Origin of the sequence: Frankia casuarinae (assembly GCF_000013345.1) — a bacterium.
Lineage (GTDB): Bacteria > Actinomycetota > Actinomycetes > Frankiales > Frankiaceae > Frankia > Frankia casuarinae.
In genome coordinates, this window is sequence record NC_007777.1 from 970,416 (window position 1) to 994,278 (window position 23,863).

General features: G+C 71.8%; 20 protein-coding genes and 2 pseudogenes. 12 read left to right on the forward strand and 10 right to left on the reverse strand.

Annotated elements, in window-relative coordinates; translation table 11 throughout:
* From FRANCCI3_RS04180 to FRANCCI3_RS04195, 4 genes are all read right to left on the reverse strand, one after another.
* Window positions 1-798 (reverse strand): urease accessory protein UreF, encoded by a 798-nt coding sequence (locus tag FRANCCI3_RS04180; protein WP_011435284.1) that lies wholly within the window; start codon window positions 796-798, stop codon window positions 1-3.
* A 145-nt stretch (window positions 799-943) separates the two neighbouring features.
* Complete coding sequence (locus tag FRANCCI3_RS04185; RefSeq protein WP_011435285.1) at window positions 944-2,671, reverse strand: urease subunit alpha; 1,728 nt, start codon at window positions 2,669-2,671, stop codon at window positions 944-946.
* The gene (locus FRANCCI3_RS04190) at window positions 2,668-3,048 is read right to left on the reverse strand and encodes an urease subunit beta (protein ID WP_011435286.1); all 381 of its coding nucleotides are present in this window, start codon (window positions 3,046-3,048) and stop codon (window positions 2,668-2,670) included. The genes FRANCCI3_RS04185 and FRANCCI3_RS04190 overlap by 4 nt, the downstream gene beginning before the upstream one ends.
* On the reverse strand, window positions 3,045-3,347 hold the full coding sequence (locus FRANCCI3_RS04195; RefSeq protein ID WP_035732629.1) for an urease subunit gamma: 303 nt from the start codon (window positions 3,345-3,347) through the stop codon (window positions 3,045-3,047). Before FRANCCI3_RS04195 ends, FRANCCI3_RS04190 begins: the two co-directional genes overlap by 4 nt.
* 381 nt (window positions 3,348-3,728) lie before the next feature.
* Here FRANCCI3_RS04195 and FRANCCI3_RS25510 point away from each other — a divergent pair, with 381 nt between their 5' ends.
* The 7 genes from FRANCCI3_RS25510 (at window position 3,729) to FRANCCI3_RS04225 (ending at window position 13,351) form a co-directional block, all read left to right on the forward strand.
* Window positions 3,729-3,860 (forward strand): hypothetical protein, encoded by a 132-nt coding sequence (locus tag FRANCCI3_RS25510; RefSeq protein ID WP_308726841.1) that lies wholly within the window; start codon window positions 3,729-3,731, stop codon window positions 3,858-3,860.
* Between the two features lie 199 nt (window positions 3,861-4,059).
* Window positions 4,060-5,850: an adenine deaminase C-terminal domain-containing protein gene (locus tag FRANCCI3_RS04200; RefSeq protein WP_023841196.1), complete on the forward strand. Its 1,791-nt coding sequence runs from the start codon at window positions 4,060-4,062 to the stop codon at window positions 5,848-5,850.
* Between the two features lie 517 nt (window positions 5,851-6,367).
* Complete coding sequence (locus FRANCCI3_RS04205; RefSeq protein ID WP_049761047.1) at window positions 6,368-7,255, forward strand: FAD binding domain-containing protein; 888 nt, start codon at window positions 6,368-6,370, stop codon at window positions 7,253-7,255.
* Window positions 7,252-7,854 (forward strand): (2Fe-2S)-binding protein, encoded by a 603-nt coding sequence (locus FRANCCI3_RS04210; protein WP_011435290.1) that lies wholly within the window; start codon window positions 7,252-7,254, stop codon window positions 7,852-7,854. The genes FRANCCI3_RS04205 and FRANCCI3_RS04210 overlap by 4 nt, the downstream gene beginning before the upstream one ends.
* On the forward strand, window positions 7,851-10,196 hold the full coding sequence (pucD, locus tag FRANCCI3_RS04215) for a xanthine dehydrogenase subunit D (protein ID WP_011435291.1): 2,346 nt from the start codon (window positions 7,851-7,853) through the stop codon (window positions 10,194-10,196). The genes FRANCCI3_RS04210 and pucD overlap by 4 nt, the downstream gene beginning before the upstream one ends.
* Complete coding sequence (allB, locus tag FRANCCI3_RS04220; protein WP_011435292.1) at window positions 10,193-11,554, forward strand: allantoinase AllB; 1,362 nt, start codon at window positions 10,193-10,195, stop codon at window positions 11,552-11,554. Before pucD ends, allB begins: the two co-directional genes overlap by 4 nt.
* 246 nt (window positions 11,555-11,800) lie before the next feature.
* Window positions 11,801-13,351 (forward strand): allantoicase, encoded by a 1,551-nt coding sequence (locus FRANCCI3_RS04225; RefSeq protein WP_011435293.1) that lies wholly within the window; start codon window positions 11,801-11,803, stop codon window positions 13,349-13,351.
* A gap of 40 nt (window positions 13,352-13,391) precedes the next feature.
* Here the strand turns inward: FRANCCI3_RS04225 and FRANCCI3_RS04230 are convergent.
* A pseudogene (locus FRANCCI3_RS04230) lies at window positions 13,392-13,685 on the reverse strand (hypothetical protein); the annotation flags it as partial.
* Between the two features lie 113 nt (window positions 13,686-13,798).
* On the opposite strand from FRANCCI3_RS04230, the gene uraH reads away from it, so the two are divergent.
* Window positions 13,799-14,125 (forward strand): hydroxyisourate hydrolase, encoded by a 327-nt coding sequence (gene uraH / locus FRANCCI3_RS04235; protein WP_023841201.1) that lies wholly within the window; start codon window positions 13,799-13,801, stop codon window positions 14,123-14,125.
* Between the two features lie 23 nt (window positions 14,126-14,148).
* On the opposite strand, the gene FRANCCI3_RS04240 is transcribed toward uraH, so the two are convergent.
* Window positions 14,149-15,528 (reverse strand): DUF6986 family protein, encoded by a 1,380-nt coding sequence (locus FRANCCI3_RS04240; RefSeq protein ID WP_023841202.1) that lies wholly within the window; start codon window positions 15,526-15,528, stop codon window positions 14,149-14,151.
* Window positions 15,529-15,878: 350 nt separating this feature from the next.
* Entirely contained in the window at window positions 15,879-17,390 is a 1,512-nt protein-coding gene (locus tag FRANCCI3_RS04245; RefSeq protein WP_011435298.1) for an 8-oxoguanine deaminase, read from the reverse strand.
* 197 nt (window positions 17,391-17,587) lie between these two features.
* Between FRANCCI3_RS04245 and FRANCCI3_RS04250 the strand changes: the two genes are divergently transcribed.
* On the forward strand, window positions 17,588-18,445 hold the full coding sequence (locus FRANCCI3_RS04250) for a TrmH family RNA methyltransferase (protein ID WP_035732640.1): 858 nt from the start codon (window positions 17,588-17,590) through the stop codon (window positions 18,443-18,445).
* A 10-nt stretch (window positions 18,446-18,455) separates the two neighbouring features.
* Here FRANCCI3_RS04250 and FRANCCI3_RS28665 read toward each other — a convergent pair whose 3' ends face one another.
* Window positions 18,456-18,968, reverse strand: a complete 513-nt coding sequence (locus FRANCCI3_RS28665) for a DUF2752 domain-containing protein (protein ID WP_011435300.1) — start codon at window positions 18,966-18,968, stop codon at window positions 18,456-18,458.
* Between the two features lie 170 nt (window positions 18,969-19,138).
* Between FRANCCI3_RS28665 and speB the strand changes: the two genes are divergently transcribed.
* Window positions 19,139-20,161 carry an agmatinase gene (speB, locus tag FRANCCI3_RS04260; RefSeq protein ID WP_011435301.1) on the forward strand — a complete coding sequence of 341 codons (1,023 nt, stop codon included), beginning with the start codon at window positions 19,139-19,141 and terminating at the stop codon, window positions 20,159-20,161.
* Between the two features lie 117 nt (window positions 20,162-20,278).
* Here the strand turns inward: speB and FRANCCI3_RS04265 are convergent, their stop codons facing one another.
* A complete protein-coding gene (locus FRANCCI3_RS04265) occupies window positions 20,279-20,731 on the reverse strand; it encodes a hypothetical protein (protein WP_023841205.1) in 453 nt (150 codons plus the stop codon).
* A 202-nt stretch (window positions 20,732-20,933) separates the two neighbouring features.
* Window positions 20,934-21,127, reverse strand: a pseudogene (locus tag FRANCCI3_RS28935) (transposase); the annotation flags it as partial.
* A 153-nt stretch (window positions 21,128-21,280) separates the two neighbouring features.
* Here FRANCCI3_RS28935 and FRANCCI3_RS04270 point away from each other — a divergent pair.
* Window positions 21,281-22,276 carry a hypothetical protein gene (locus FRANCCI3_RS04270; RefSeq protein ID WP_023841206.1) on the forward strand — a complete coding sequence of 332 codons (996 nt, stop codon included), beginning with the start codon at window positions 21,281-21,283 and terminating at the stop codon, window positions 22,274-22,276.
* A gap of 116 nt (window positions 22,277-22,392) precedes the next feature.
* The gene (locus tag FRANCCI3_RS04275; RefSeq protein ID WP_011435305.1) at window positions 22,393-23,748 is read left to right on the forward strand and encodes an ABC transporter substrate-binding protein; all 1,356 of its coding nucleotides are present in this window, start codon (window positions 22,393-22,395) and stop codon (window positions 23,746-23,748) included.
* The last annotated feature ends 115 nt before the right edge of the window (window positions 23,749-23,863 follow it).

Below are 23,863 nucleotides of genomic sequence, written 5' to 3' on the forward strand. Positions count from 1 at the left end.
TCAGGATGTGAACATCCGTAGCGCCGTGGTGCGGTGCCGTTCGGCCAGGAGATCGAGGCGGATACCGGTGACGGCGGGCAGCAGCCGGGGCGGGCGTCGGGAAGCCTCCGCGCCGGCCAGCGCGATCGCCTCGACCTCGTCGGTGAGCCGGGCGAGCACGGCGGTGACGGCCAAGGGGTCCAGCCCCATCAGGCGGGTCGCGGCGGTCGCGGGTCCGGTGACCGTGGTGTGGGCGGCGACCAGGGCGGCGTCCGAGGGACGCAGGCCCGCGCCCGCGGCGACCATGCCTAGTGCGCACGGGTGGTGCGGTGCACGTGGACCGGGCGGCACGGGCCAGGCGGCCCGGCCCGCTCGCAGCAGCGTGCGCCCCTGAGCCCGGCTCGCGTCGCGTTGGGCGGGGGAGGGCATCCGGGCGTCGAGCTCGGCGTCCAAGGTGGCGATGGTGGTGGGTGTGACGATGGTGACGGGTGTGACGGATGCGGTGGGGACGTGGTCGGCGTGTGGCGCCCGCGTCGCGGGACCCGGCTGCGTGCCGGCCCGGCAGGCTGCGGCCGCGAAGGCCGCGGCGACCAGGCCGGTCGTGGTGAGCCGTCCGACGAGGAAGGCCGCCAGGTCGGACAGGTTCGCCAGACTCCCGTCCGTCACCGCTGCTTCAACACCGCCCGAGTGGGCGTGACCTCCCGTGGGCATCCGGCCGTCCGCGAGGACCAGCAGCGTCGCCCGCCGTCCGGATCGCCCGGTCGGACCAGCCACGTCCTCGGTCCCGCCGTCCCGTGCGGTATCGCCCTCAATCGTCACCGTAGCCGCTCCCGGCGTTAGTCAGTGTCCGAACCGCTGTGGCGTTTACATTCATCGGGCCCGGAAGATTCATCGGGCCCGGAAGCCTCTGGATACGCAGTGACAGCCGTGGTAAGAACCGTCAGAACACTCAGAATCAGAACATTCAGAACAGGAAGTAGCGCTGGGTCATCGGGAGTTCGCTCACCGGATCCGCCTCGATCGCCTCACCGTCCACCGTGACGGTGAACGTGTCGGGGTCCACCCGGATGTCCGGTGTCGCGGTGTTCTCGGGAAGATCCGCCTTGCCGCGGCGGCGCACATCCGCGACCGGCACCACCGGGGTGGCGAGCCCCAGCCGTCCGGGCAGCCCGTCCTCGATCGCCGCCGGGGCAACGAAGATCAACGACGACGCGGCGGCCGGACCACGGGCGGCTCCCCACATCGGCCGGGGCAGCACCGGCTGCGGGGTCGGGATGGAGGCGTTCGCATCGCCCATCGCGGCCCAGGCGATGAACCCGCCCTTGAGGACCAGCGACGGCCGCACCCCGAAGAACGCCGGGTCGTACAGCACCAGGTCGGCGAGCTTGCCGGGCTCCACCGAGCCGATCTCCGCGTCCAGGCCGTGCGCCACCGCCGGGCAGATCGTGTACTTGGCGATGTAGCGTCGGGCCCGGGTGTTGTCGGCCCGATCGTCGCCGGCCAGGGACCCGCGCCGGAGCTTCATCACATGCGCGGTCTGCCAGGTACGCAGGACGACCTCGCCGATCCGGCCCATCGCCTGCGAGTCCGAACCGATCATCGAGATCGCGCCCAGGTCGTGCAGGATGTCCTCGGCGGCGATCGTCGACGGCCGGATCCGGCTCTCGGCGAAGGCCAGGTCCTCGGGCACGCTGGGGTTGAGATGGTGACAGACCATCAGCATGTCGAGGTGCTCGTCGAGGGTGTTGACGGTGTGCGGGCGGGTCGGATTCGTCGATGACGGCAGCACGTTGCCGGCGGCCGCGACCGTGATGATGTCCGGGGCATGCCCGCCGCCGGCCCCCTCGGTGTGGTACGCATGGATCGCCCGGCCGGCGATGGCGGCCAGCGTGTCCTCGACGAAGCCGGCCTCGTTCAGGGTGTCGGAGTGCAGCGCAACCTGGACGCCGGCGGCGTCGGCGACCCGCAGGCAGGCGTCGATTGCGGCCGGCGTCGTCCCCCAGTCCTCGTGCAGCTTGAAGCCGGCCGCCCCGGCGCGCAGCTGTTCCCACATCGACTCGTCGCTGACCGTGTTGCCCTTGCCGAGCAGGACAACGTTGACCGGCCAGTCGTCCAGCGCGGACAGCATCCGCGCCAGGTTCCAGGATCCGGGCGTCACCGTCGTCGCCTTCGTGCCCTCGGCCGGGCCGGTGCCGCCGCCGATCAGCGTGGTGATGCCGGCGCCCAGCGCCTCCGGAACCTGCTGCGGGCAGATCAGATGGACGTGGCAGTCCACCGCGCCGGCGGTGAGGATCTTCCCGTTACCGGCGATGATCTCGGTGCCGGGCCCCATCACCAGCTCGGGATGGACGCCGTCCATTGTGTCCGGGTTGCCGGCCTTACCCAGCGCGACGATCCGGCCATCGCGGATCCCCACGTCGGCCTTGACCACACCCCAGTGGTCGAGAACGACGGCGCCGGTGATGACGAGGTCGGGCGCACCCTCGGCGCGGGTTGCCAGGGACTGCCCCATCGACTCACGGATGACCTTGCCGCCCCCGAAGACGGCCTCGTCACCGGTCCCGGTGCCCGCCGGCCCGCGGCTGCGGTCCTCCGTCACCTCGATGAACAGGTCGGTGTCCGCGAGCCGGATACGGTCGCCGACCGTGGGGCCGTACAGCGCCGCGTAGCGGGAGCGGTCGAGTCGGCTCACGAACCCTCTCCCTGAAAGCCCGATATATCCTCGATCGTCGCGGTGTCCGCAATCCGGGTGCCGCTCGCGGCGTCCAACGGGCCGGCCGATTCCGGCCGCAGGCCCGGCACGACCCGGGCGCCGGCCAGCGGCACCAGTTCGATCTCGCGTTCCACGCCGGGTTCGAAGCGGACCGCGGTGCCGGCGGGCACCGCGAGCCGGTGGCCCCAGGCACTCGCCCGGTCGAAGTCGAGAGCGGGGTTCGCCGCGGCGAAGTGGTAGTGCGAGCCGACCTGCACCGGCCGGTCGCCCATGTTACGGACCAGCACCGTGCGTACCGGGCGTCCGGCGTTGATCTCGACGGGATCGTCGCCGGTCAGGATCTCCCCGGGGATCACGGGATCGGCCGGTGGACGGTGACCAGCTTGGTGCCGTCCGGGAAGGTGGCTTCGACCTGCACCTCGCCGAGCATCTCCGGCACGCCCTCCATGACGTCGTCCCGGGTGAGCACGGTTCGCCCGGCGCTCATCAGGTCCGCGACGCCGCGACCGTCCCGCGCGCCCTCCAGCAGGAACGAGGTGATGATCGCGGTCGCTTCGGGATGGTTCAGCCGCAGCCCACGGGCTCGCCGTTCACGGGCGAGCCCGGCCGCCACATGGATCAGCAGTCGTTCCTGTTCATGGGGGCTCAGCAGCACGAATGCGAAGCCTAGCAGGTCGGGGAATGCCGCCGGCCTGGTTCGGTTCGGCGCGGTCCACGACATGCCGGCGACGCTCCGGCCCCGATGCTCGTCGGACATATCGGGGCGCAATGTGACGGTCAGGTGAACGGCGACGCTCTCGCAACCCAAGAAAAGTTTCGTCCAGGTTTCTGTCCCGACATTGCCGGGGACGCCGCGGGAGCGTGGTTCCGTCAACAGTAAGAATGGAGTTACTGGTAATTCACCCGGGCGCGATGGGACCGATACGCATCCTTTCTAGCGTCCGGGGAACCGCTCTGGCGTCCGGGGAACCGCTCGGGCCGGTCGGACCGACCGGCAGGTGGGGGTACGCCCGGAATGAGGCTGACAGGGGTTCGGTTGCTCACACTGGTCTTCGGGCGGGGCCGCGCCGCGGTCGGCATGATCGCCGGGATCGTCGTGTTCTTCCCGTCCCTGGTCAACATGGTGTTCCACCCGCGTTACCGGCTGGCTCCGGCGCATGGTGGGTAATGACACGTGGCAAACAACAATCACGCCATCGCCGCCCTCCCGGCGGGTGGTGCCGGTCCGCCGACTCCGGGGACACCCGGCTTGTCTTGGAGTAAAGGAAGTAATGGGGGTGATTTCGCCGTTGGTCATACGTGATCCCGTTCCGGGCGTGCCGCCATCGGATGCAGACTCGGTGCTGACCGGCAGACGAGAGGCCGCCATGAACGCCGAACGCTCCAGCCGGGGACCCCGACTGATGACGGTGTCCGGCGGAGCGTCCCAGCCGACCGTCTCCTCTGCCACGCCCCACCGATCGGCGACCCCGGCCCGCACGGCGGCGTCGGGCACGACCTCCACCACCGCTCCCGCGGTCGACCCGCGTGATCCGGCGGCGGCTCCTGGTCCGACCGGGCAGGCACCCGTGGTCGGCGCGGACCTGCTGCGTCCGTCCGAGGCACAGCTCGCTCGACTGCGTCGGGTGGCCGCGGGTGAGGAGGAAGCCGACCTCGTCATACGCGGTGGGCTTGTCGTCGCCGTCCACAGCGGTGCCGTGGCCGCGCGGGACATCCTGATCGTGGGGTGCTACATCGCCGCGGTCACGAAGCCGGGAACGTTGGCGGGTCGGCGCTCGCTCGACGCCGCCGGCAGATTCGTCCTGCCGGCCTATGTCGACGCCGGCCTGCGTGTCGAGGAGACGCTGCTCACTCCGGGGGAACTGGCTCGCCTGATCGTCCCGCGGGGAACCGTCACCCTGGTGACCGACCCGGCCGTCCTGGTCGCGCTGGGCGGTCTGCGCGGTGTGGATCTGGTGACGGGATCCTCGACCCCGTTGCGGGTGCTGGTCCGAGCGGGGCAGGTGCCCGGGAGGCAGGTCCCCGGGACCGGGGCGCCCGCAGCCCCGGTCGTCGAGGTGCCTCCGATACCGCCCGCCTCCGCGCTGACCGCGCTGTCCTCGGTAGGGGCGGCGCCCGTCAAGTCGTCCGCCACGGAGGCCGGCGGTCTGCTGTGGGCGGCCGGCAGCGGGGCCGAGCCGGTCCGGGGCAGGGCCAGATCGGTCGCGGAGCTTGCCACGGTCGGGCATCTCGATCACGACGTGCGACTCGCGGTCGGTCGGGGGATGGGCCAGATCGACGCCATCCGGCGGTTCTCCCTGCTCCCCGCCCGCAGGCACGATCTGGAACCCACCCTGGGGTCAATCGCGCCCACCCGCTTCGCTGATCTCCAGGTCGTCTCCTCCCTGGCCGGAACCGCGCCGCCCGACGTGGTGGTGGCGGGTGGCCGGATCGCCGCGGAATGCGGCCGACCCCTGTTCGACAACCTCGACATCTCGCCCGCCTGGGCCACCAGCCGGACACGACTCCCGGCGAACCTGCACGCCGGCTCCTTCACATCACTCGGCCTGCGACGGTCCCACCGGCAGGATGCCAGTGTGGTCGTGGTGAGCGTCGATCCCCCCCGCGACCCGGGGACGGCGCCGCCCGTCGGTGGACCAGCGCGGGCGTTGCGGATGACCGGGACGGGCCAGGTCTCCGGCCTCTCCCACCCGCGTGGACTCCGTACCGTGCGGGTGGAACCCACCCTGCGGGACGGCTGGGCGGTAGCCGATCCGTCTCGGGACCTTCTCAAGATCGCAATTTTCGGTCGGGACGGCTCCTCGGACGAGATCGACGTCGGGCTGCTCCGCGGGTGCGGGCTGACCCGGGGCGCGCTCGCGGTCACGACGGCGGAGCCGCCGGGGCATCTGATCGTCGTCGGGGCGCGGGACGACGACATGGTGACCGCCGCTCGGGCCCTCGAGGGCATGGGCGGGGGCTACGTGGTGGTCGACCAGGGCTGGGTGCGGGCGGCGTGCGCGCTGCCCCTGCTCGGGGTGATGAGTGACGCACCCTGGGAGGCGGTGCTGGGAGAGCTGGCCGCGGTGGACACGGCCGCAGCCGATCTCGGCTGCCGGCTGCCGTTCCCGCTGCGCACGCTGGCCGGATGGGGCTGCGCCCTCTACACCCGGCCCTGACCTCCACACCCGACCCTGACCGGCGTCGCTGGATCAGCGGGCGCTCCGGGGCCCAGGGCGGGGAGCGTGGTGCACTCACCCGAGGCCACGAAGCGCCAGCCGTGCCGCAGCGCCGGGTCGATAGACGGCGTGACATGTCCACCTCAAACCTGTCGCATCCCTCTCCACAGTTCGCGCCAGCATCGGTAAGGTAACACTGGGTAACGTTGGGGGTGTTGGTCTGGGTCGGTGCGAGTGGAAGCTGGCGATAACACGGGTGAGATAGCGCAGGTGAGGTGATGAACGCTGCCGCCAAGCAAGATCAGAACTACGTCACTGAGCGTCTGTCTTGATGAACATCCACGTAACCTTCCGCCGTTATGGTCGGTTCTTATGCAGCGTTCGTCCGCCTGCCTGACCCCCGGATCGCCGGCTGGCTTCCCGCGTCATCCCCTCCCGCGCTTCCTTCCACTGGTCGGACCATTGGTCGGATCGGGCGGGGGAGGCCGCTGTGACGACTAGCGGTGCGACGGCCGTCATGTTCCGTCCACGTACGGTAGGGGAGGCAGTGGAGATGCTGGCGACCGCCCATGACGCTGGCAGGGCGGTCGATCTGCTGGGCGGCGGCACCGATCTCGTCCCCGCCCTCCGGTCCGGCGAGCGTCGGCCGGGGGCGGTAGTCGCCCTGCGCCGGGTCCTGGAACTGCGGGTCCGCGGCGCCGGGGCGGATTCGCTCACCGTCGGTGCGGGCGTGACTTACACCGACCTCGCGGGCTGGTCACTGTCGCCCGGCCTCGCCCTCGCCGCCCGGGTGGTCGGTTCCGCGCAGATCCGCAACCTCGGCACGGTCGGTGGCGCGCTGGGCTCGGCACGTCCCACCGGTGACCTGCTCACCTTCCTCACCGCCGCGGACGCCGAGATCCTCGTGGCCTCGCCGCGCGGACCCGGCCGGATGACGCTGCCCGCGTTCCTCGCCGACGGGCTCGCCCCCGACGCCCTGGTCACCGCGGTAAGGCTGCCGCGGCCGGCCGGACCGCAGAGCTATCTCAAGATTGGGGGCAGGCAGGCCGCCTACCAGGCGTTGGTGTCGTGCGCCGTCCTCGTCGACCGGATGCGCCATCGACTGGCCTGCGCGATCGGGGGGGTGGGTCGGCTGCCGATCCGGATGACCGTCGCCGAGCGGTTCGCACACGACGCGGTGGACTGGTCCGCAGGGGCCGCGTCCTCGTCGGCGGCCCGCCGGTTCGGTGAGCTGGTAAGCGAGGCGGTCTCGCGGGTCGGGCCGGAGCTCGCGGCGGGTCCGCGGGTCTCCGCCGACTACCGCCGGCATGCTGCCGGCGTGCTGGCCGCCCGGGCGTTCACCCGATGCCTGGATGCCGCGGGGGCGCCGGTGGACCCCCGAGTCGAGCGGGACGTCCGGCCATGACCGCCCGTTTCGCGAGGGAAGTCCCGGCCGGACCGCCGGCCGGACCGCCGGCCGGGTCGTCCTGGCCGGACGACGGCGTCGTCGCGCCATATCACCTCCATGTCGACGGCTTCCTGCACACGGTGGCCGGCGCCTGGATCGGGGACTCCCTGCTCACCGTCCTGCGGGACGTCATCGGGGTGACCTCGGTGAAGGACGCGTGTGAGCAGGGGCGCTGCGGTGCCTGCTCCGTTCTCCTGGACGGCCGGTTGGTGGCGTCCTGCACGGTGCTCGCCGCGGACGCCAACGACGCCCAGGTGAGCACCGTTGCCGGTCTGAGGACGGCGGGACCCGCCAGGGCCGTGCGGGCGGCGTTCCTTGAGGAGGGTGCCGTGCAGTGCGGCTTCTGCACCCCCGGGTTCGTGGTCGCGGTGACGGACCTGCTCACCCGGCGGCCGGATGCGGACGAGGAGGAGATCAGGGAATCGCTGGCCGGCAACATCTGCCGGTGCACGGGTTACGGCCGGATACTCGCTGCCATCAGAACAGTGCAGGCTGAGCGGGGCACCCTACTTTCGGGGGATGCACCTGCTCCGCCCCACCGGGGGGTGGGGCGATGAGTCTGGGGATCGGTCGTCCGGTGCGTCGTCCGGATGGGCCGGACAAGGTGACCGGTAGCTTCTCCTACGTTGGTGATCTGCGTGTTCCGGGGATGGTGCACGCCCGCACCCTGCGATCGCCCCATGCCCGGGCGCGGATCCGGCGCGTCGACGTCGACGCCGCGCGCCGGCTGCCCGGCGTTGTGGGGATGGTGACCGCCGCCGACGTCCCCGGCATGGCCACCTACGGGCTGATCGTCGCCGACCAGCCGGTGTTCGCCGCGACCGAGATTCGGTACGCAGGGGAGCCGGTCGCCGCCGTGGCCGCGGTTGACGTCCGGACCGCGCGCCGGGCGCTCGCCGCGATCGAGGTGGACTACGAGCCGCTGGCACCTTCGACCGACCCCGACCGGGTATGGCAGCCGGATGCCGAGCCGCTGCATCCGGCGGGCAACCTGTACCGCGAGATCGAGCTGCGCCACGGGGATCCCGACGCGCTCGGCCCGGTGGTGGTCGAGGACCAGTACCTCGTCGGGATGCAGGACCAGGCGTTTCTTGCTCCCGAGGCGGCCCTGGCGATGCCGGCCGCCGATGGTGGGGTGGACCTGCGGGTGGCGACCCAGTGGCTGCATTCGGACCGGGAGCAGATCGCGGCCTGCCTCGGTCTCCCGGAGGAGCTCGTCCGTCTCACCCTGGCCGGTGTGGGGGGTGCCTTCGGCGGCCGGGAGGACGTCACCCTTCAGATCCACGGCGCCCTGCTCGCCCGGGCTACGGGGCTTCCGGTGCGGATCGCCTACGACCGGGTTGAGTCCTTCCTGGGCCATCCGCACCGGCATCCGGCCCGGATGTGGTTCCAGCACAGCGCCACCGCCGACGGAAACCTGGTCAGCGTGCGGGCACGGCTGGTGCTGGATGGCGGTGCCTACGCGTCGTCCTCGCCGGCGGTGCTGGCGAACGCGGTCACCCATGCCGCGGGTCCGTACCGGGTCCCGAACGCCCACCTGCACGGAGTCGTCGTGCGGACCAACAACCCCCCGTGCGGCGCCATGCGGGGGTTCGGGGTGCCGCAGGTGACCATCGGTCACGAGGCCCAGATGGACCGGCTGGCCGACGCCCTCGGCATGGATCCGGTGGACCTGCGCGTCCGCAATGCCGTCCGACCGGGGGATGTGCTGCCCACTGGTCAGGTGATGGGCGCACCGCTGCCGGCGCGGGAGGTCATCGAGGCGGTGGCCTCGCGTCCGCTCCCGCCGGCGATGCCGGCGAACGTCGCGGTGACCGCGTTGCCCGGCGGCCGACCGGCCGCGGCCGAACCGAGCCGGGTCCGTCGGGGGGTCGGCTACGCCCTGGCCTACAAGAACCTGCTCTTCTCGGAGGGCATGGACGACTCCTCCGTCGCCCGTGCCCGCCTGGAGCTGGCTGAGGACGGAACGGTACGGGTCCGGCTGCACAGCGCGTGCGCCGAGGTGGGCCAGGGGTTTGTGACGATCGCGGGGCAGATCGCCCGCACCGAGCTCGGCGTCGAACAGGTCGTGTTGGCGCCCGCGGACACCGCGGTCGGCAGTGCCGGATCGACCAGCGCGTCCCGGCAGACCTGGATGAGCGGAGGCGCCGTGCGCGGAGCCTGCGCCGCGGTCGCCGATCGCCTGCTCGCCCGGGTCGCCCGCACCGCGGGGCTGCCCGCGGAGGTCGTCGAGGCACCTCGACGGACGCTGACCGTCAACGCCGGGGAGATCGTCGGGGTGGAGGCCGGGTTGCGGGTTCCGCTCGCCGAGGCGCTGGCCGACGGGCCGATCGAAGCGGAGTACACCTTCCACCACCGGCGTACCTCCGCGCTGGACGCCGACGGACAGGGCGATCCGCACGTGGCCTTCGCCGCCGCGGCGCACCGCGCGGTTGTCGATGTCGATGTCGACCTCGGTCTCGTGCGGGTCGTGTCGATGGCGCTGGCCCAGGACTGCGGTACGGTGCTCAACCCCCTGGCGCTGCGTGGTCAGGTCGAGGGGGGAACTGCCCAGGGGCTGGGCCTCGCCGTCATGGAGGAGCTGGTCACGGTGGACGGGGTGGTGGTCAATCCCACGTTTCACGACTATCTGCTGCCGACCATCGCCGACGTCCCGGACCTCGATTTCGTCGCCGTCACCCATCCGCAGCCGGATGCGCCCTACGGGGTGAAGGGCGTGGGGGAGGCGCCTACCTGTACCGCGACCCCGGCGATCATCGCGGCGATCCGGGTCGCCGTCGGACGGGATCTGCGGCGCGTTCCGGTACGACCCGAGGACCTCGTCACCATCTCTCCGATGACCGCGCCTCCGACGACCGCGCCTCCGACGACGCCGGGACAAGGTGTTCCGGCGGCATGAACGAGCCCACCGCGGACGTTCTGCCGGAGCGGCCACAGGCGCTACGGTCACGGCGAGTCGTGCTGCCCGGGGGCGAGCGTCCGGCAGCCGTGCACGTCGCGGACGGCCGGATCGCCGCGATCACCGCCGCGGACGAGATCCCTCCCGGGACCCTGGTCACGGACCTCGGCGAGCTGGCTCTGCTTCCCGGCGTGGTCGACTCCCACGTGCACATCAACGAACCGGGGCGGACCGAGTGGGAGGGGTTCGCGACCGCGACCCGGGCCGCCGCGGCCGGTGGTGTCACCACGATCATCGACATGCCGCTGAATTCCGTTCCGCCGACGACCTCGCTCGCCGCCCTGGCCGCCAAACGTGCGGTGGCGGCCGGCCAGGTCGCCGTCGACGTCGGCTTCTGGGGCGGCATCATCGGCGCCGACGCCCGCAACCTCGATGATCTGGCCGCCCTGCACGGCGCCGGGGTCTTCGGATTCAAGGCCTTCCTGGCCCCGTCGGGGGTCGAGGAGTTCCCGCACGTCTCGATGGACGTCCTCGGGGCCGCCGCCCGGCGCACCGCCCGGATGGGGGCCCTCACCGTCGTGCACGCCGAGGCGCCCTCCGTTCTCGCCCTGGCACCTCCCACCGTGGGGCGGGCCTTCGCCAGCTGGTTGGCGTCGCGCCCGCCGGCCGCGGAGACCGAGGCCGTGGCCGCGCTGGCGGCGCTGTCCGCCGCCAGCGGTGCCCGCCTGCACGTGCTGCATCTGGCGGCGGCCGATGCCCTCGACGACGTGCTCGCGGCGCGGGACGCGGGGTTGCCGATGACGGTGGAGACGTGCCCGCACTACCTGACCTTCACGGCCGAGGAGGTCCCCGACGGAGCTACCGTCTTCAAGTGCGCACCTCCCATCCGGGACAGCAGGAATCTGGACCGGTTGTGGGACGGGGTGGCCCAGGGCCTGTTCGCCGGGATCGTCACTGATCATTCGCCGTCCACTCCCGCGTTGAAGCAGATCGACGCCGGTGATTTCGCGGCGGCGTGGGGTGGCATCGCGTCTGTCCAGATCGGGCTACCCGCGGTCTGGACTCAGGCCCGGGCGCGGGGGCACACCCTCACCGACGTCGTCGGTTGGATGTGTGCCGGACCGGCCGACCTGGTAGGACTGGCCGGCAAGGGGCGCATCGCGATCGGCGCTGACGCCGATCTGGTGATCTTCGACGCGGATGCGTCGTTCCTGGTGGAGCCCTCGATGCTGCGCCACCGCCACCCGCTCACCCCCTATGCCGGACGCGTGTTGAACGGGGTGGTGCTGGCGACCTATCTGCGGGGGCGGCGAGCGGACGGGGATCGTCCTCCGCGGGGGCGGCTATTAGAGAGGTAGGCATCACCCGGCCGGGCCGCGGGACCGTCCGGCGTACCGGAGCCCTCCCCACGGATGTGATCCGATGCACCCACCGACGCGGACCACTCCCGAGGGAGCAGGCCCGAAGTACGCTTTGCGCCCCGCTAACACGTCGTCCCGTCCTGACCTGATCCGGTCCGCACGGTGGTGACGGGCCGTGCGGCCACCCGACGACACGTGAACAGTCCGGTTTCGTACGGCTGGTTGACCCCGTGAAAGGACCCGATGAGCGACGCGCCCGACCTGACGAATCTTGTCGATCTCGCGGCGGCCCGCTTCGGCGGTACGGTCGTGGCCGTCAACGACGAGTTCTTCGCGTTCGCCGAACGGATGCTGCTGCCCGAACCGCCGATCGTGCGGCCGGGCGTGTTCACCGAACGGGGCCAGTGGACCGACGGTTGGGAGACCCGTCGGCGGCGGGATCTTCCCGGATCCGACTGGGCCATCATCCGGCTGGGCTCACCCGGCATCGCCCACGCGGTGACCGTGGACACCACCCACTTCACCGGCAACGCTCCCGGGGCCGTCGAGGTGCACGGCGCCACCCTGCCCGGGTATCCCTCCGCGGCGGAGGTCGCCGAGGAGTCCGTGGCCTGGGTCCCGCTGGTGCCGCGGACGCCGATCGTGCCGGACGCGGCCAACGTGTTGCCGGTGGCTGACCAGGGCCGGACCCGCATCACCCATCTGCGCCTGACCATCCACCCGGATGGCGGAGTCGCCCGGCTGCGCGTGCATGGCACGGTGGTGCCGGACCCCCGGATGTTCGACCGGGTGACCTCCGATCTCGCCGCCGCCTACCTGGGCGGTGTCGTGGTGGCCGCCAGCGACATGCACTACGGTGACCGCCATAACCTGAACGCCTCGGGTGAGGCCCGGGCGATGGGAGAGGGCTGGGAGACCCGCCGGCGCCGTGGGGACGGCCACGACTGGGCGGTGGTCCGGCTCGCGACGCAGGGCACGATCGTGCGGGCCGAGGTTGACACCCGGCACTTCCGCGGCAACGCGCCCCGGGCGGTGGCCCTCTGGGCGGCGGACAACCCCGACCTTCTCGACCCCGACGACGTCACCGCGATCACCGAGTGGTACCCGATGCTGCCGCGGACCCGGGTGCAGCCGAACACCCGTCACCTTTTCGATCTCGAGGTCCCGATCCAGGCCACCCACGTGCGGGTCGACGCGATACCCGACGGCGGGCTGGCGAGGCTGCGGCTCACCGGCGCTCCGACGCCCGTCGGGCGGGAGGCGCTCGCGATGCGCTGGTTCGACGCGTTGTCCCCGGACGCGGCTCGCGAGGAGCTGCTGGCCTGCTGCGAGTCCGAGGACTGGGCTGCGGCCGTGGCGGCCCGTCGGCCCTTCGGGACCCTCGCGGCCCTGCTGCCGGCAGCCGAGCAGGAATGGTGGAACCTGCCCGCATCGGCCTGGCTGGAGGCGTTCACCGCGCATCCCCGGATCGGGGAGCGCCCGGCCCACACGCCCGCCCCGCCCACCACGGCGAGGGCGACCGTGGTGTCCCTCGACGCCCCCCGACGGGAGCAGGCGGCGATGGACCAGGCGACGGCGGAAGTCAGGGCGGCCTTCGAGCAGGGAAACGCGGCCTACGAGGAGCGCTTCGGCTACATCTTCCTGGTCCGGGCGGCGGGCCGCGACGCGGAGGAGATGCTCGCTCTGCTGCGGGCACGGCTGGACAACGATCCCGCGGACGAGCTGCGCATCGCGGCCGGTCAGCAGGCTGAGATCACGGCCCTGCGCATCAGGCGCCTGATCACCGGCGCCTGATCACCGGCGCCTAGGTCGAACGACCGTGGCACAATACTGTTCATCTTTGCTGCCAGGCGGTGATGAGTTCGGCTGGGCCGTAGGATGCGGCGAGACCGGTGGCCGCAACTCCGCTGCGGCTGATGGCGACCAATGGCAGCGGAAGGTTCGTGAGCGCCGCCCGGTGTTTCCGCAGTGCCGCCAGGTCGTGGTCATCGAACGGTGCGCGTTCCAGCCATGTGACGGAGCCGAGGAAGTACAGCTCCTTGGCGACCGGTTCCCGGTCGGTGCCGACGACGTCGATCTCGACAGTGTTGGAGCGGTTCCAGTAGGCGCCGACAGCCGGGGGTACCGGCGTATCCACCACGGTCGACCAGGAGCGGTGTGGTGCGATGGTCAGCCCGGATGGTGGGATGGTCGAGGCCCGACCCGGGCCGCGGCGACGGAGGACGCGACCGAGGAGGCGTGGTGAGTCTGTCCACCCATGTCCTGGACACGGCCACGGGGCGGCCAGCCGCCGGGCTGCCGCTCCGGTTGGAACGGGCGGTGCGTACCCTTGACGGCACGACCACGGGCTGGATCGCGGTCACCGAGGCCGTCACCGACGACGACGGCCGGGTGGCGGATCTGCCGGCGACCATCCCAGGCCCCTGGCGGCTCGTCTTCGACACCGCGAGCCGCTCGGCGTTCTTTCCCGAGGTGACCATCGCGTTCGTGATCGAGGACCCGGCGGGTCATCATCACGTCCCGCTGCTGCTCGCTCCGTTCGGTTATTCGACCTATCGGGGGAGCTGACCCGCCCTGGATGGCGGGTGTCGTCAACCCGCGGCGACCGGTCTGCCGCCGAAGCGGTTGACCGTCACCCGGTCGAGACCAGCCGCGGTCAGGCTCGCGTCGTCCAGCAGGCCGGCGTCGAGCGCCCGCAGGACGTGCCCGGCGAGCGCGCGGCCGGTGGCCGGCTCGTCGGCGACCGCTCCCGGATGCCGGGCGGTGGCGTACGTGGTGGCGTACGCGGTGGCATAGGAGGAAAGCCGGCCCAGCGCCTCGTCGAGCCCGGCCAGCAGGCAGCCGGCCACCGCCGCGTGCCGGCTCACCAACTGACCCGGATGCAGATCCCAGCCCTGGTAGATGCCCCGGTACCAGGCGCGGCGCACCAGTTCGGCGTGCCGCCGCCAGGCCCGGTGGACACCTCGGCCCGCCGTGTCCTCGACAGTTGCGGTGCCCTCCGTAGTTGCGGTGCCCTCCGTAGTTGCGGTGCCCTCCGTAGTTGCGGTGCCCTCCGTCGCGTCCGTCGGGCTCTCGATCGGCAGCAGGTTCGAGGACCCGTCCGCGACCCGGATTCCGGTGCCGGCGGTGACGAGCTGCATCAGCGTGGTGGCGTACTCCACCGCCGGATGGTCGCTGGCCTGGTGCGCGGCGGTGATGCCGAGAGCCGCCGAGTAGTCGTAGGTGCCGACGTGCAGCCCGACGAGGCGTCCAGGGCCCAGTGCAAGACCGGTCTCGACCAGCGCCGGCAGGGCGAGAACCGCGGCCGGGGTCTCCACCTGCACCTCGAAGGGCACCGGGGCGATGTCGAGGCGTTGCTCTAGTTCGGCGAGCAGATCGGCGAAGACCGCGACCTGCGCGGCGGCGCTCACCTTGGGCAGGGTCAGCACCAACCCGGCGGGTGGGCCGTCGTCGCCGGCCAGCGCCGTGAGGAAGAGGTCCAGGCTGCGCAGTCCCCGGTCCCGGAGGGCCGGGTCCAGCGACTTCATCCGCAGGCCGTAGGACGCGGGCAGGGCGTCCGCCGCCGCGGCGGCGCGCAGGGCGACGGCCGCCGCGACGGCGTCGGCGTCCTCGGTGTCGTCCATCCGGACGCCGTAGCCGTCCTCCAGGTCGATCCGCAGATCCTGCACCGGTTCAACGGTCAGCGCGTGCAGCACGTGTGCGTGGACCGGCTCGGCGATGACCGGGTCCGGGTCGCCCCCGGTGGCGGCGGCGAGCCTGGCCGGGTCGGTGCCGCGGGCGGCCAGGAGCTCCCGGGCTGCCTCCCCCCAGGCCAGCACGATGTCCGGGCGCATCCGGTCGGCGGGCAGGTAGCAGGTGTGCACCGGCTGGCGGGTTCCCGGATCACCGGGATGACGAGCGATGACCGCCGTATCGATCGGTGCGAGCGCGGCGGTCAGACGGGCGACGACATCGGTCGGCAACGTCGGCATGCCCCCAGTGTCGGCCTCACGTACACCGCCGGATACCTCCCCCGGCGGGATGCCCCTGTCCGCTTCTACAGCTGCACGCCCACGCGGACGGCGAAGGCGCGCAGTTCATCCGGCCCGCGGCCGCCCTGGTCCTGGACCGGTCGAGGCCGCCGCCGGTGCGATGCGCACCGATCGGGGGGGTCGATACGCGGCACCGGCGGCGGCTGCTGGGGGGTGACGTCCCGGCGGGTGTCGCCGGAACGCCATCGCCGGGGCCGAACGGGTGACGTCGCCAACCGACCCGGACTGGCCCATTGCTTTGTATCAAACACCTCGCGGAGGTATCCCACCAGGGTCGGTCCCGTCGGCGTTCACCGGGCCCCGGCCGCCCTGGCTCCCGTCGTACCCGCGGCCCGCCCGGCGCCGGGAGCGGTTCCGGCATCAGCGATGCCGGCATCGTCAAAGGCTGCCTGCATGCCGGCGGCGAGCTCGCGGTGGCGGGCGAGCATCGCCGACAGGTCGGGATGCACCGGATGGCCGTCCAGGACGACCGCGCGACCCGCGACCACCGTGTGGCGGGCCGCGACCGGGCCGCAGCGCAGCCACGCCTCGACGGGATCGGACAGCGCCCCGGCGAAGCCGACCCCGTCGAGGGGCCATGCCACCAGATCGCCCACCGCCCCGACGGACAGCTCGCCGATCTTCCCGGCCCGGCCGAGGCAGCCGGCCCCGCCCCGACTGGCGATCTCCAGCGCGTCCCGGGCCGACATCGCCGCGGCGCCGTGCCGCAGCCGCCCGAGCAGCATCGCCGTGCGGGCCTCCAGCCACAGCGACGCCGAGTCCGCCGACGCCGAGCCGTCACAGCCCAGTCCCACCGGTACCCCCGCCGCACGCAGCTCCGCGACCGGGGCGAGCCCACCGCCGAGGATCATGTTGCTGCTCGGGCAGTGCGCGACCCCGGTGCCCCAGGCGCCCAGCCGGGCCACCTCGGCGGGGTTCGGGCGGATGCAGTGCGCCACCCAGGCCCGGTCGCCGCCCCAGCCGACCTCGGCGAACTGGTCGATGGGACGCCGGCCGAACCGCGCGAGGCAGTACTCGTCCTCCTCGGGGTCCTCGGCGAGATGCGTGTGCAGCCGCACGTCGAGCGACTCGGCGAGCTCCGCCGTGGCCCGCATCAGCTCCGGGCTGACCGAGAACGGTGAGCAGGGCGCCAGGGCGATCCGCACCATGGCGCCCGGCGAGGGGTCGTGATGGCGGGCCACCAGCCGGGCCGACTCGGCGAGGATCTCGTCGTCGTCCTGCACCACCGAGTCGGGCGGCAGTCCGCCGTCCTTCACCGACAGCGACATCGATCCGCGGCTGGGATGGAAGCGCATGCCCAGCGCCGTCGCCGCGGCGATCTCGGCGGAGACGAGGTCTCCGCCCCCGCGCGGATGCACATACAGGTGGTCCGTGGTCGTCGTGCAACCGCCGAGGGCGAGCTCGGTGAGCCCGACGTAGGCGGAGACGTGCACGGCCTCCTCGTCCAGCCGGGACCACAGCGGGTACAGGGTCGACAGCCAGGTGAACAGCGTGCCGTTCAGGGCCGGAGCGAACGCGCGGGTGAGGTTCTGGTACATGTGGTGATGCGTGTTCACCAGGCCGGGAGTGATCAGGCAGCCGTCCGCCCGCAACGTGCGCACGGCGGGAGGCGGTGGCTCGTCGGGACCGCCGAGGGCGCTGACCAGGCCGTTCGTCACTGCGATCCACCCGCCGCGGATCTCCCGGCGGTCGGCGTCCACCGTCGCGACCAGTTCGGCGCCGACGACGACCAGGTCGGCGGGAACGGGAACGGCGACGGGACGGGAGACGGCGGGCGTGGCGGACGTGGGCATGGCGGGCATGGCGGACGTCAGCGTGGGGGCCTTCTGCGGATCGGCCATGGCCGCTGATTCTGCGGCCGGCACGTTACGGTCGGGTGAAGCGTCCGTGCCCGGGAGGTCGTGGCGTGCCAGGTGACGTGAGCAGGTGTGCGGGGTCGGCTGGCGGGCCGGTCGGCGTGACGGTCGGCGTGACGGTCGTGGCCACCCCACCAGTCATCATGATCGACGATTCGGGTGATCCCCGGGTCGACGACTACATCTCGTTGACCGACGTCGCGCTGCGCCGTCGGCGGGAGCCGGCCGACGGGCTGTTCATCGCCGAGGGTGAACGAGTGATAACCAGGGCGCTGCGGGCCGGCTACCGGCCGCGCTCGGTCCTGGTCTCGCCGGCGCGCCTGGCGGCCGTGCCCGCGGACCTCGGCGTTGACGTCCCGGTGTACGTCGCGGGACCCGACGTGCTCGCGGCGATCACCGGCTTCGAGGTGCATCGGGGGGCGCTTGCGGCGATGGGCCGCCAGCCGCCCCGCGCCGCCGCCGACCTCCTGGTCGATGCCCGGCGGGTACTGGTGTGTGAGGACATCGTGAGCCACACCAACCTGGGGGCGATTTTCCGTTCGGCCGCGGGACTCGGGATGGACGCGGTGCTCCTGAGCCCGCGCTGCGCCGATCCGCTCTACCGGCGTTCCGTGCGGGTGTCGATGGGGGAGGTGTTCGCCGTCCCCTACGCCCGGCTCGAACCCTGGCCGGAGGCCCTTGGTCTGCTGCGGGATGCCGGGTTCACGCTGCTGGCGCTGACTCCGGCGGCGGACGCCGAGGATCTTGGCTCCTTCGCGGCCGGACTCACCCCCCGCGCCGCGCCCGCGCTTGCACCTGCGCCCGCACCTGCGCCCGCACCTGCGCCGGTGCCGGCGGCGGCCCGGGTCGCGCTGCTGCTGGGCACGGAGGGCGCCGGGCTGTCGGCGGCGGCACAGGCCGCGGCGACGGCCCGGGTCCGGATTCCGATGGCGCACGGGGTCGACTCGCTGAACGTCGCGGCGACCGCCGCCATCGCCTGCTACCTGCTGGGCCGCCGTTGAGCCGCCGGGTTCAGGATGCGAGCCAGCGGCAGCCGGGCAACGGCAGGTTCCGCAGCACCCAGAAGGCGATGATCAGTATCGGAACGGCGGGAAGCAGGCGGGCCGGTACCCGGGGCAACGGGTGGCGCCAGCCGGCCGCCCGCGCCACCGCCACGATCCAGCCGAACACCAGCATCGGGGCGGCGATGACGAAGTAGACGTTGTAGTCGGCCGCGGCCGCGAGGTGTCCGTGCAGGAGCTGGTGCAGGCCGCGGAGGGTGCCGCAACCAGGGCAGTCCAGGGACGTGGCCCACCGGAACGGGCACATAGGGTAGTGGCCCGGCTGGGCGGGGTCGACGAGGTACACCCGGCCGCAGACGCCGACGGCGGCTACACCGAGCACGGCGAAACCCGCCAACCGGGCCCGCGGTGACCAGACCCGGCCCGCGCCGATAATCGTCCCCGGGGTGCCCGGGGTGCCCGGGGTGCCCGGGGTGCCCGGGGTGCCCGGGGTGCCCGGGGTGCCCGGGGTGCGCAGAGCCATGGCCGCGCCGGTCGGTTCCGACGCCGTGGGTGCCGGGTGGTCTGGGTGCGGTGCCGCGACCTCCACCGGAGAAGCGTAACCGGGGCGCGGACCAGTGGGTGGCGGACCGGGGGTGGCGGACCGGGGGTGGCGGACCGTGGGACAGTGGAAGGGCCCGATCGGAGGGACGGATGACGGCACGAAACGGCGATCGTGAGCCGGGTCCGGACGCGCCCGGCTACGCGGGGCTCGCGACCTTCTGCGGACTGCCCTGGCTGCCCGGGACGGAGGCGCTGGCGGCCCGCCGGCCCGACGTTGCCGTCGTCGGTGCTCCGTTCGACATCTCGACGACCCACCGTCCCGGCGCCCGGTTCGGCCCTCGGGCGATGCGGGCCAACGCCTACAACCCCGGCACCTACCATCTCGACCTCGGTATCGAGATCTTCGACTGGCTCGACGTCGTTGACGCTGGCGACGCGCACTGTCCGCATGGGCTCACCGAGGCGTCCCATCGCAACATCCGGGCCAAGGTCGCGCGGATCGCCGGGCTCGGCACGATCCCGCTCGTCATCGGTGGCGACCATTCGATCACCTGGCCGGCCGCAACCGGCGTGGCCGACGCCGTGGGCTGGGGTGAACTCGGTCTGCTGCACTTCGACGCGCATGCCGACACCGCGGACGTCATCGACGGCAACCTCGCCTCGCACGGCACTCCGATGCGACGGCTCATCGAGTCCGGTGCCGTGCGTGGACGCAACTTTGTCCAGGTGGGGCTGCGCGGCTACTGGCCGCCGCCGGACGTTTTCGCCTGGATGCGCGAGCAGGAGATGACCTGGCATCTCATGCACGAGATCTGGGAGCGGGGCAGCCGTGACGTCGTCGTGGACGCGATCGCGCAGGCCACGGACGGGTGCCGGGCCATGTACCTGTCGGTCGACATCGACGTCCTGGATCCGGGGTTCGCGCCGGGCACCGGCACCCCGGAACCCGGGGGGATGACCCCGGCCGACCTGCTGCGGGCGGTCCGTCAGATCGCGCTCGACACGCCGCTTGTGGCCGCCGACATCGTCGAAGTCTCCCCGCCGTACGACCACGCGGAAACGACGGTCAACAGCGCCCATCGCGTCGCCATGGAGGTCTTCGCGGGACTTGCCTACCGCAGGCGGGAAGCCGCCGGTGGCGTTCCGGACCTGCCCGGGTCGGCCCCGGCCTGAGCCGCCCTCCGTGGTAACCGTCCGTGGCAACCGGGAGTCGGTTGGACCGTCGACCGAACCATCGGCGTTTCGTATTCCCGCGAGTGCTTCGTATTCCCGCGAGTACGCAGAGCGCCCTTATTCCAGGTGCAGTGCGCCCTCCTCAGCCGTGCGTGCATCCACGTCCGGCGTGACGATGCTGGGAATGGCGAAGTTCGCGTCGTAATCCTCCGCGAGGGTCGTCGTCCCCTCGCCGTACGCGTCCGCATCGAGAACAGCCCCGGACTCCCGCCGCTCGGCTTCCAGGTAGGGGTCGGCGTCCGGCGTTTCCGCGGCGAGTTGCCGATCGAAGGACGGCCCCGCACGCTCCTCACGCGGTGTGCTCGGATAGCGGACGCCGGCACTCGGTCTGTCGGGCGCGTCCCAACTGTCGTCCAATGGATCTCGGCCGGCATCCGTCGAGCCGAGATCGTCGCTGTCGAGCATCTCCGCGGGTTCCAGGGGAGCATCCTCGCGGTACCACGGCTGTTCGGAGTCGGCTGTGATGGAACCAGGGTCGAACTGCTCGGAACCCGAGGCTGGCTGCGCCATGGCTGTCTCCCTGACCGGCCCACGGACGCGGCGCGGCCTGCTTGGGACATCCCGCAACATTCCGCCCAGCAAAGCGAGTCCGGCCACTGTTGATATCGGTGCGTCCCGGGCCGCTCCCGGCACGCCTCGCCGCATGACCTTCCCGGCGACGGCCGGGCTAAGCCCGCCGCCGTGGTCCTTGCTCGCCGTGGCCCCATGGTTCGACCACCGTCTGGTTCTCGCGGATGATCCTCGTGGACGGCGTGTGCGGATGATCCCGGCGCCGGTCGCGGATCCGGCCGTGGATCCGCGCCACCTTCGCCCGGGCCTTCGTCCGCTTCACCGACCCTGCCGCGTGCGGGACAGCTCCCGCTGCGCCCGGGCGAGGCGCTGCCGGTCGCGGCGTGAACGACGTGGATCAGGCGACCGGGTGGGGGTGTGTGCCGCCGCGGACCGGGCGCCCGCCGAGAGTGGCATTGCGAGTGCCATCGGCAGCGGGACGGACACGGTTACCGCGTGGGGTGACCCCGCTTGTCGGCGAATAGGAGATGGCGTATACCGTCCCGCTTTGTGGCTACTGTTGCTGACCGGATACTCGACCAGCTTGCCAAAGTTCCCGCGGGTTTGGACGACGGCAGGTTGGCGGCGGCGATCGGGGCGAGCCGGGGCACGGTGAACCAGGTCTGCCGGAAGCTCGCGCAGGCGGGGCGGCTGGACCGGGGGCAGGGTCCCGACGGCCTGATTCTCAACCGTCTGACGCTCGCGGCGACCTCGCCGCCCGAGGAGTCGGAATCCGCCGATGTCGTCCCCTCGGCCGATGTCGTCCCCTCAGCGCTCGTCGAGGAGGTCACTTCTCCCGCCGTGGCCGAGCCTGTTCCCGATGCGTCCGCGTCGGTCGAGTTCCCGTCGGCCCAGCCTGTTCCCGACGTCTCCGCGTCGGTTGAACGTGCTTCTGCGGGGTCTGAGCCTGCCGTCGCCGCAGCCGAGGCGGTCACGGCCACAGGCGCCGATGAGCAGGCGGTCGATGGCGAGCCGGTGGACGTGCCCGCCGAGCCGGCCGCCGAGGTCGTCGAGGTCATTGAGGTCGTCGAGCCCGACCCGGTCGCCGAGGCGGGTGCGGCGCCGGCCGTGCCGGCCCCGGGGCGCGCCGAGGATCCGGTCACGGTGATCGGCCAGGCCCTGGCCGCCCTGGACGAGGCGATGTCCGTGTTGGGCAGCACGATCGTCCCGGCCTCACTCGATGCGGTAGGTGGTGCGTCGCATGCCTCTCCGTCGCCGGGCGGTACGGTAACCGAGCTTTCCGGGGAGCAGGGGGCTCCCACGGAGCGCGCCGAGGGCGTCGGGGGTGGCAGCCGGCCGGTAGTCGGTGCGCCCCTGCCCACAGGGACGGCCGCGAGCCGGGAGACCCACGAGCCGGCGAGCGGGGGTACCGCACGCCGGGAAGGCGGGGAAGACGGGGCCGGGGGGAGCACCCCGACTTTGGAGAAGGCACCGGCCGATCGCGCGAGCACCGCACCGGTGCGTCGAAGCTGGTGGCGCCGAATGTTTGTCCGTAACGCCCATTGATGTAACTAGCGGTACATAGTCGGCAGTGGGACCGGCTGTCGTCAGCTGAAGCGTCGACGATGTTGATCGGCAATAACGTTTCGAGCGTCACCGATCTACCAGGGGAGAGCATGTCCATGCGAGCGAGATCGCTCGTCGCCGCCGCCGCCATTGTGCTGTCGTCGCTGGCGCTCGTCGCCTGCGGCAGCCGGGCCAGTAGCAGCGGAACGACCTCGGCCGGCAACAAACCGGCCGGGGTGTCGAACAATACAGCTTCGGATATCGGCGTCACGCCGACCGAGATCAAGATCGGTACAATCGCTGGCCTGAGCAGCGGTTTCGGACCGGACACGTTCTCCGCCTCACTGTACGGGGCGCGGGCCTATTTCAAGGCGCTCAACGCCGCGGGCGGAGTAAACGGGCGCACCGTGAACCTCGTCGAGTGTGACGACAAGGGCAGCGGGGACGGAAATGCGAACTGCGCGCACAAGCTCGTCGACGACGAGAAGGTCTTCGCGCTCGCCGGGGTGACGGCGTTCGACTACACGGGTGCGCAGTACATCAACTCCAAGGGTGTTCCGGATATCGGCGGCCAGCCCGTGTCCGCCGCCTACGATCAGTATCCGCACCTGTACTCGATCTACGGCAGCTATTATCCGCGCACCGGCAGCCGTCCCGGCTACAACGGCACGCTCTACGCGGGGACCGAGATCTACCGCTGGTTCAAGCAGAATCTGAAGACCAACGTCGCCGGGGTTGTGTACTACAACGTCGCCCCGTCGGAGCGGTACGCCAAGTCGATCGCGGACGGCCTGCGCAAGGAGGGCTACACGGTCGTCGAGGAGCAGATCAATCTCGGCGCCCCGAGTTGGGACGCAACGGTCCTCGACCTCAAGCGGCGCGGCGTCCAGATCGTCTTCGACGCGATGGACGACGGCGGTAACGCTCAGCTGTGCAACGCCATCGAGTCCCAGAAACTGCCGATCACGGCGAAGGTGACCCCGCCGCAGGGCTGGGCCAACAACATCCGCCAGGTCTACAGCGCCTCCCCGAACTGCCGGAACACGATCTACTCCACCGGCGGCACCGCCAACTATGCGGACACTCAGATTCCCGCGGTCGCCACGTTCCAGAAGGATCTGCAGGCGGCCGCGCCCGATCGGGTGGCCAAGATGAACCTGTGGATGCTCGAGGGTTACGCCTCGGCCCAGTGGCTGACCGACGCGATCCGCTCCTGCGGCGCCGACGTCACCCGCGCCTGCGTCGAGGCGTACATGAACAGCGGCAAGGACTACGACGGTCACGGCCTGCTCATCCCGACCGGCCGGAACTTCAAGAAGTCGCCTGAACCGCCGTCGCAGGAGGAGAACTGCCTCAACGTCGCCCGTTGGCAGGACTCGGCGAACGGCAACCAGGGTGGCTGGGTGACCCAGGTCAAGGACATGAACACCAACTGCTTCACCGTCCCGGATCTGCCCTACCCGGCCGGCTGATCTCTCGCGGGACCGCCTGCGTGATCCCGGGCCCCGGTCGGGGCAACCCTCCACGGCACCGCGGAGGGAACCTCGACCGGGGCCTTTCACATCGGGGGGCCTTTCACCGAGGCCT

Excerpts from the sequence above, each read along its gene's own strand:
- FRANCCI3_RS04240 (WP_023841202.1), bottom strand. The coding sequence starts at position 15,528 with ATGCCGACGTTGCCGACCGATGTCGTCGCCCGTCTGACCGCCGCGCTC.
- FRANCCI3_RS04250 (WP_035732640.1), top strand. The coding sequence starts at position 17,588 with ATGATCGACGATTCGGGTGATCCCCGGGTCGACGACTACATCTCGTTG.
- FRANCCI3_RS04205 (WP_049761047.1), top strand. The coding sequence starts at position 6,368 with ATGTTCCGTCCACGTACGGTAGGGGAGGCAGTGGAGATGCTGGCGACC.
- FRANCCI3_RS04200 (WP_023841196.1), top strand. The coding sequence starts at position 4,060 with ATGAACGCCGAACGCTCCAGCCGGGGACCCCGACTGATGACGGTGTCC.
- FRANCCI3_RS04265 (WP_023841205.1), bottom strand. The coding sequence starts at position 20,731 with ATGGCGCAGCCAGCCTCGGGTTCCGAGCAGTTCGACCCTGGTTCCATC.
- pucD (WP_011435291.1), top strand. The coding sequence starts at position 7,851 with ATGAGTCTGGGGATCGGTCGTCCGGTGCGTCGTCCGGATGGGCCGGAC.
- allB (WP_011435292.1), top strand. The coding sequence starts at position 10,193 with ATGAACGAGCCCACCGCGGACGTTCTGCCGGAGCGGCCACAGGCGCTA.
- FRANCCI3_RS04275 (WP_011435305.1), top strand. The coding sequence starts at position 22,393 with ATGCGAGCGAGATCGCTCGTCGCCGCCGCCGCCATTGTGCTGTCGTCG.
- FRANCCI3_RS04210 (WP_011435290.1), top strand. The coding sequence starts at position 7,252 with ATGACCGCCCGTTTCGCGAGGGAAGTCCCGGCCGGACCGCCGGCCGGA.
- FRANCCI3_RS04245 (WP_011435298.1), bottom strand. The coding sequence starts at position 17,390 with ATGCCCGCCATGCCCACGTCCGCCACGCCCGCCGTCTCCCGTCCCGTC.
- FRANCCI3_RS28665 (WP_011435300.1), bottom strand. The coding sequence starts at position 18,968 with ATGGCTCTGCGCACCCCGGGCACCCCGGGCACCCCGGGCACCCCGGGC.
- FRANCCI3_RS04225 (WP_011435293.1), top strand. The coding sequence starts at position 11,801 with ATGAGCGACGCGCCCGACCTGACGAATCTTGTCGATCTCGCGGCGGCC.
- speB (WP_011435301.1), top strand. The coding sequence starts at position 19,139 with ATGACGGCACGAAACGGCGATCGTGAGCCGGGTCCGGACGCGCCCGGC.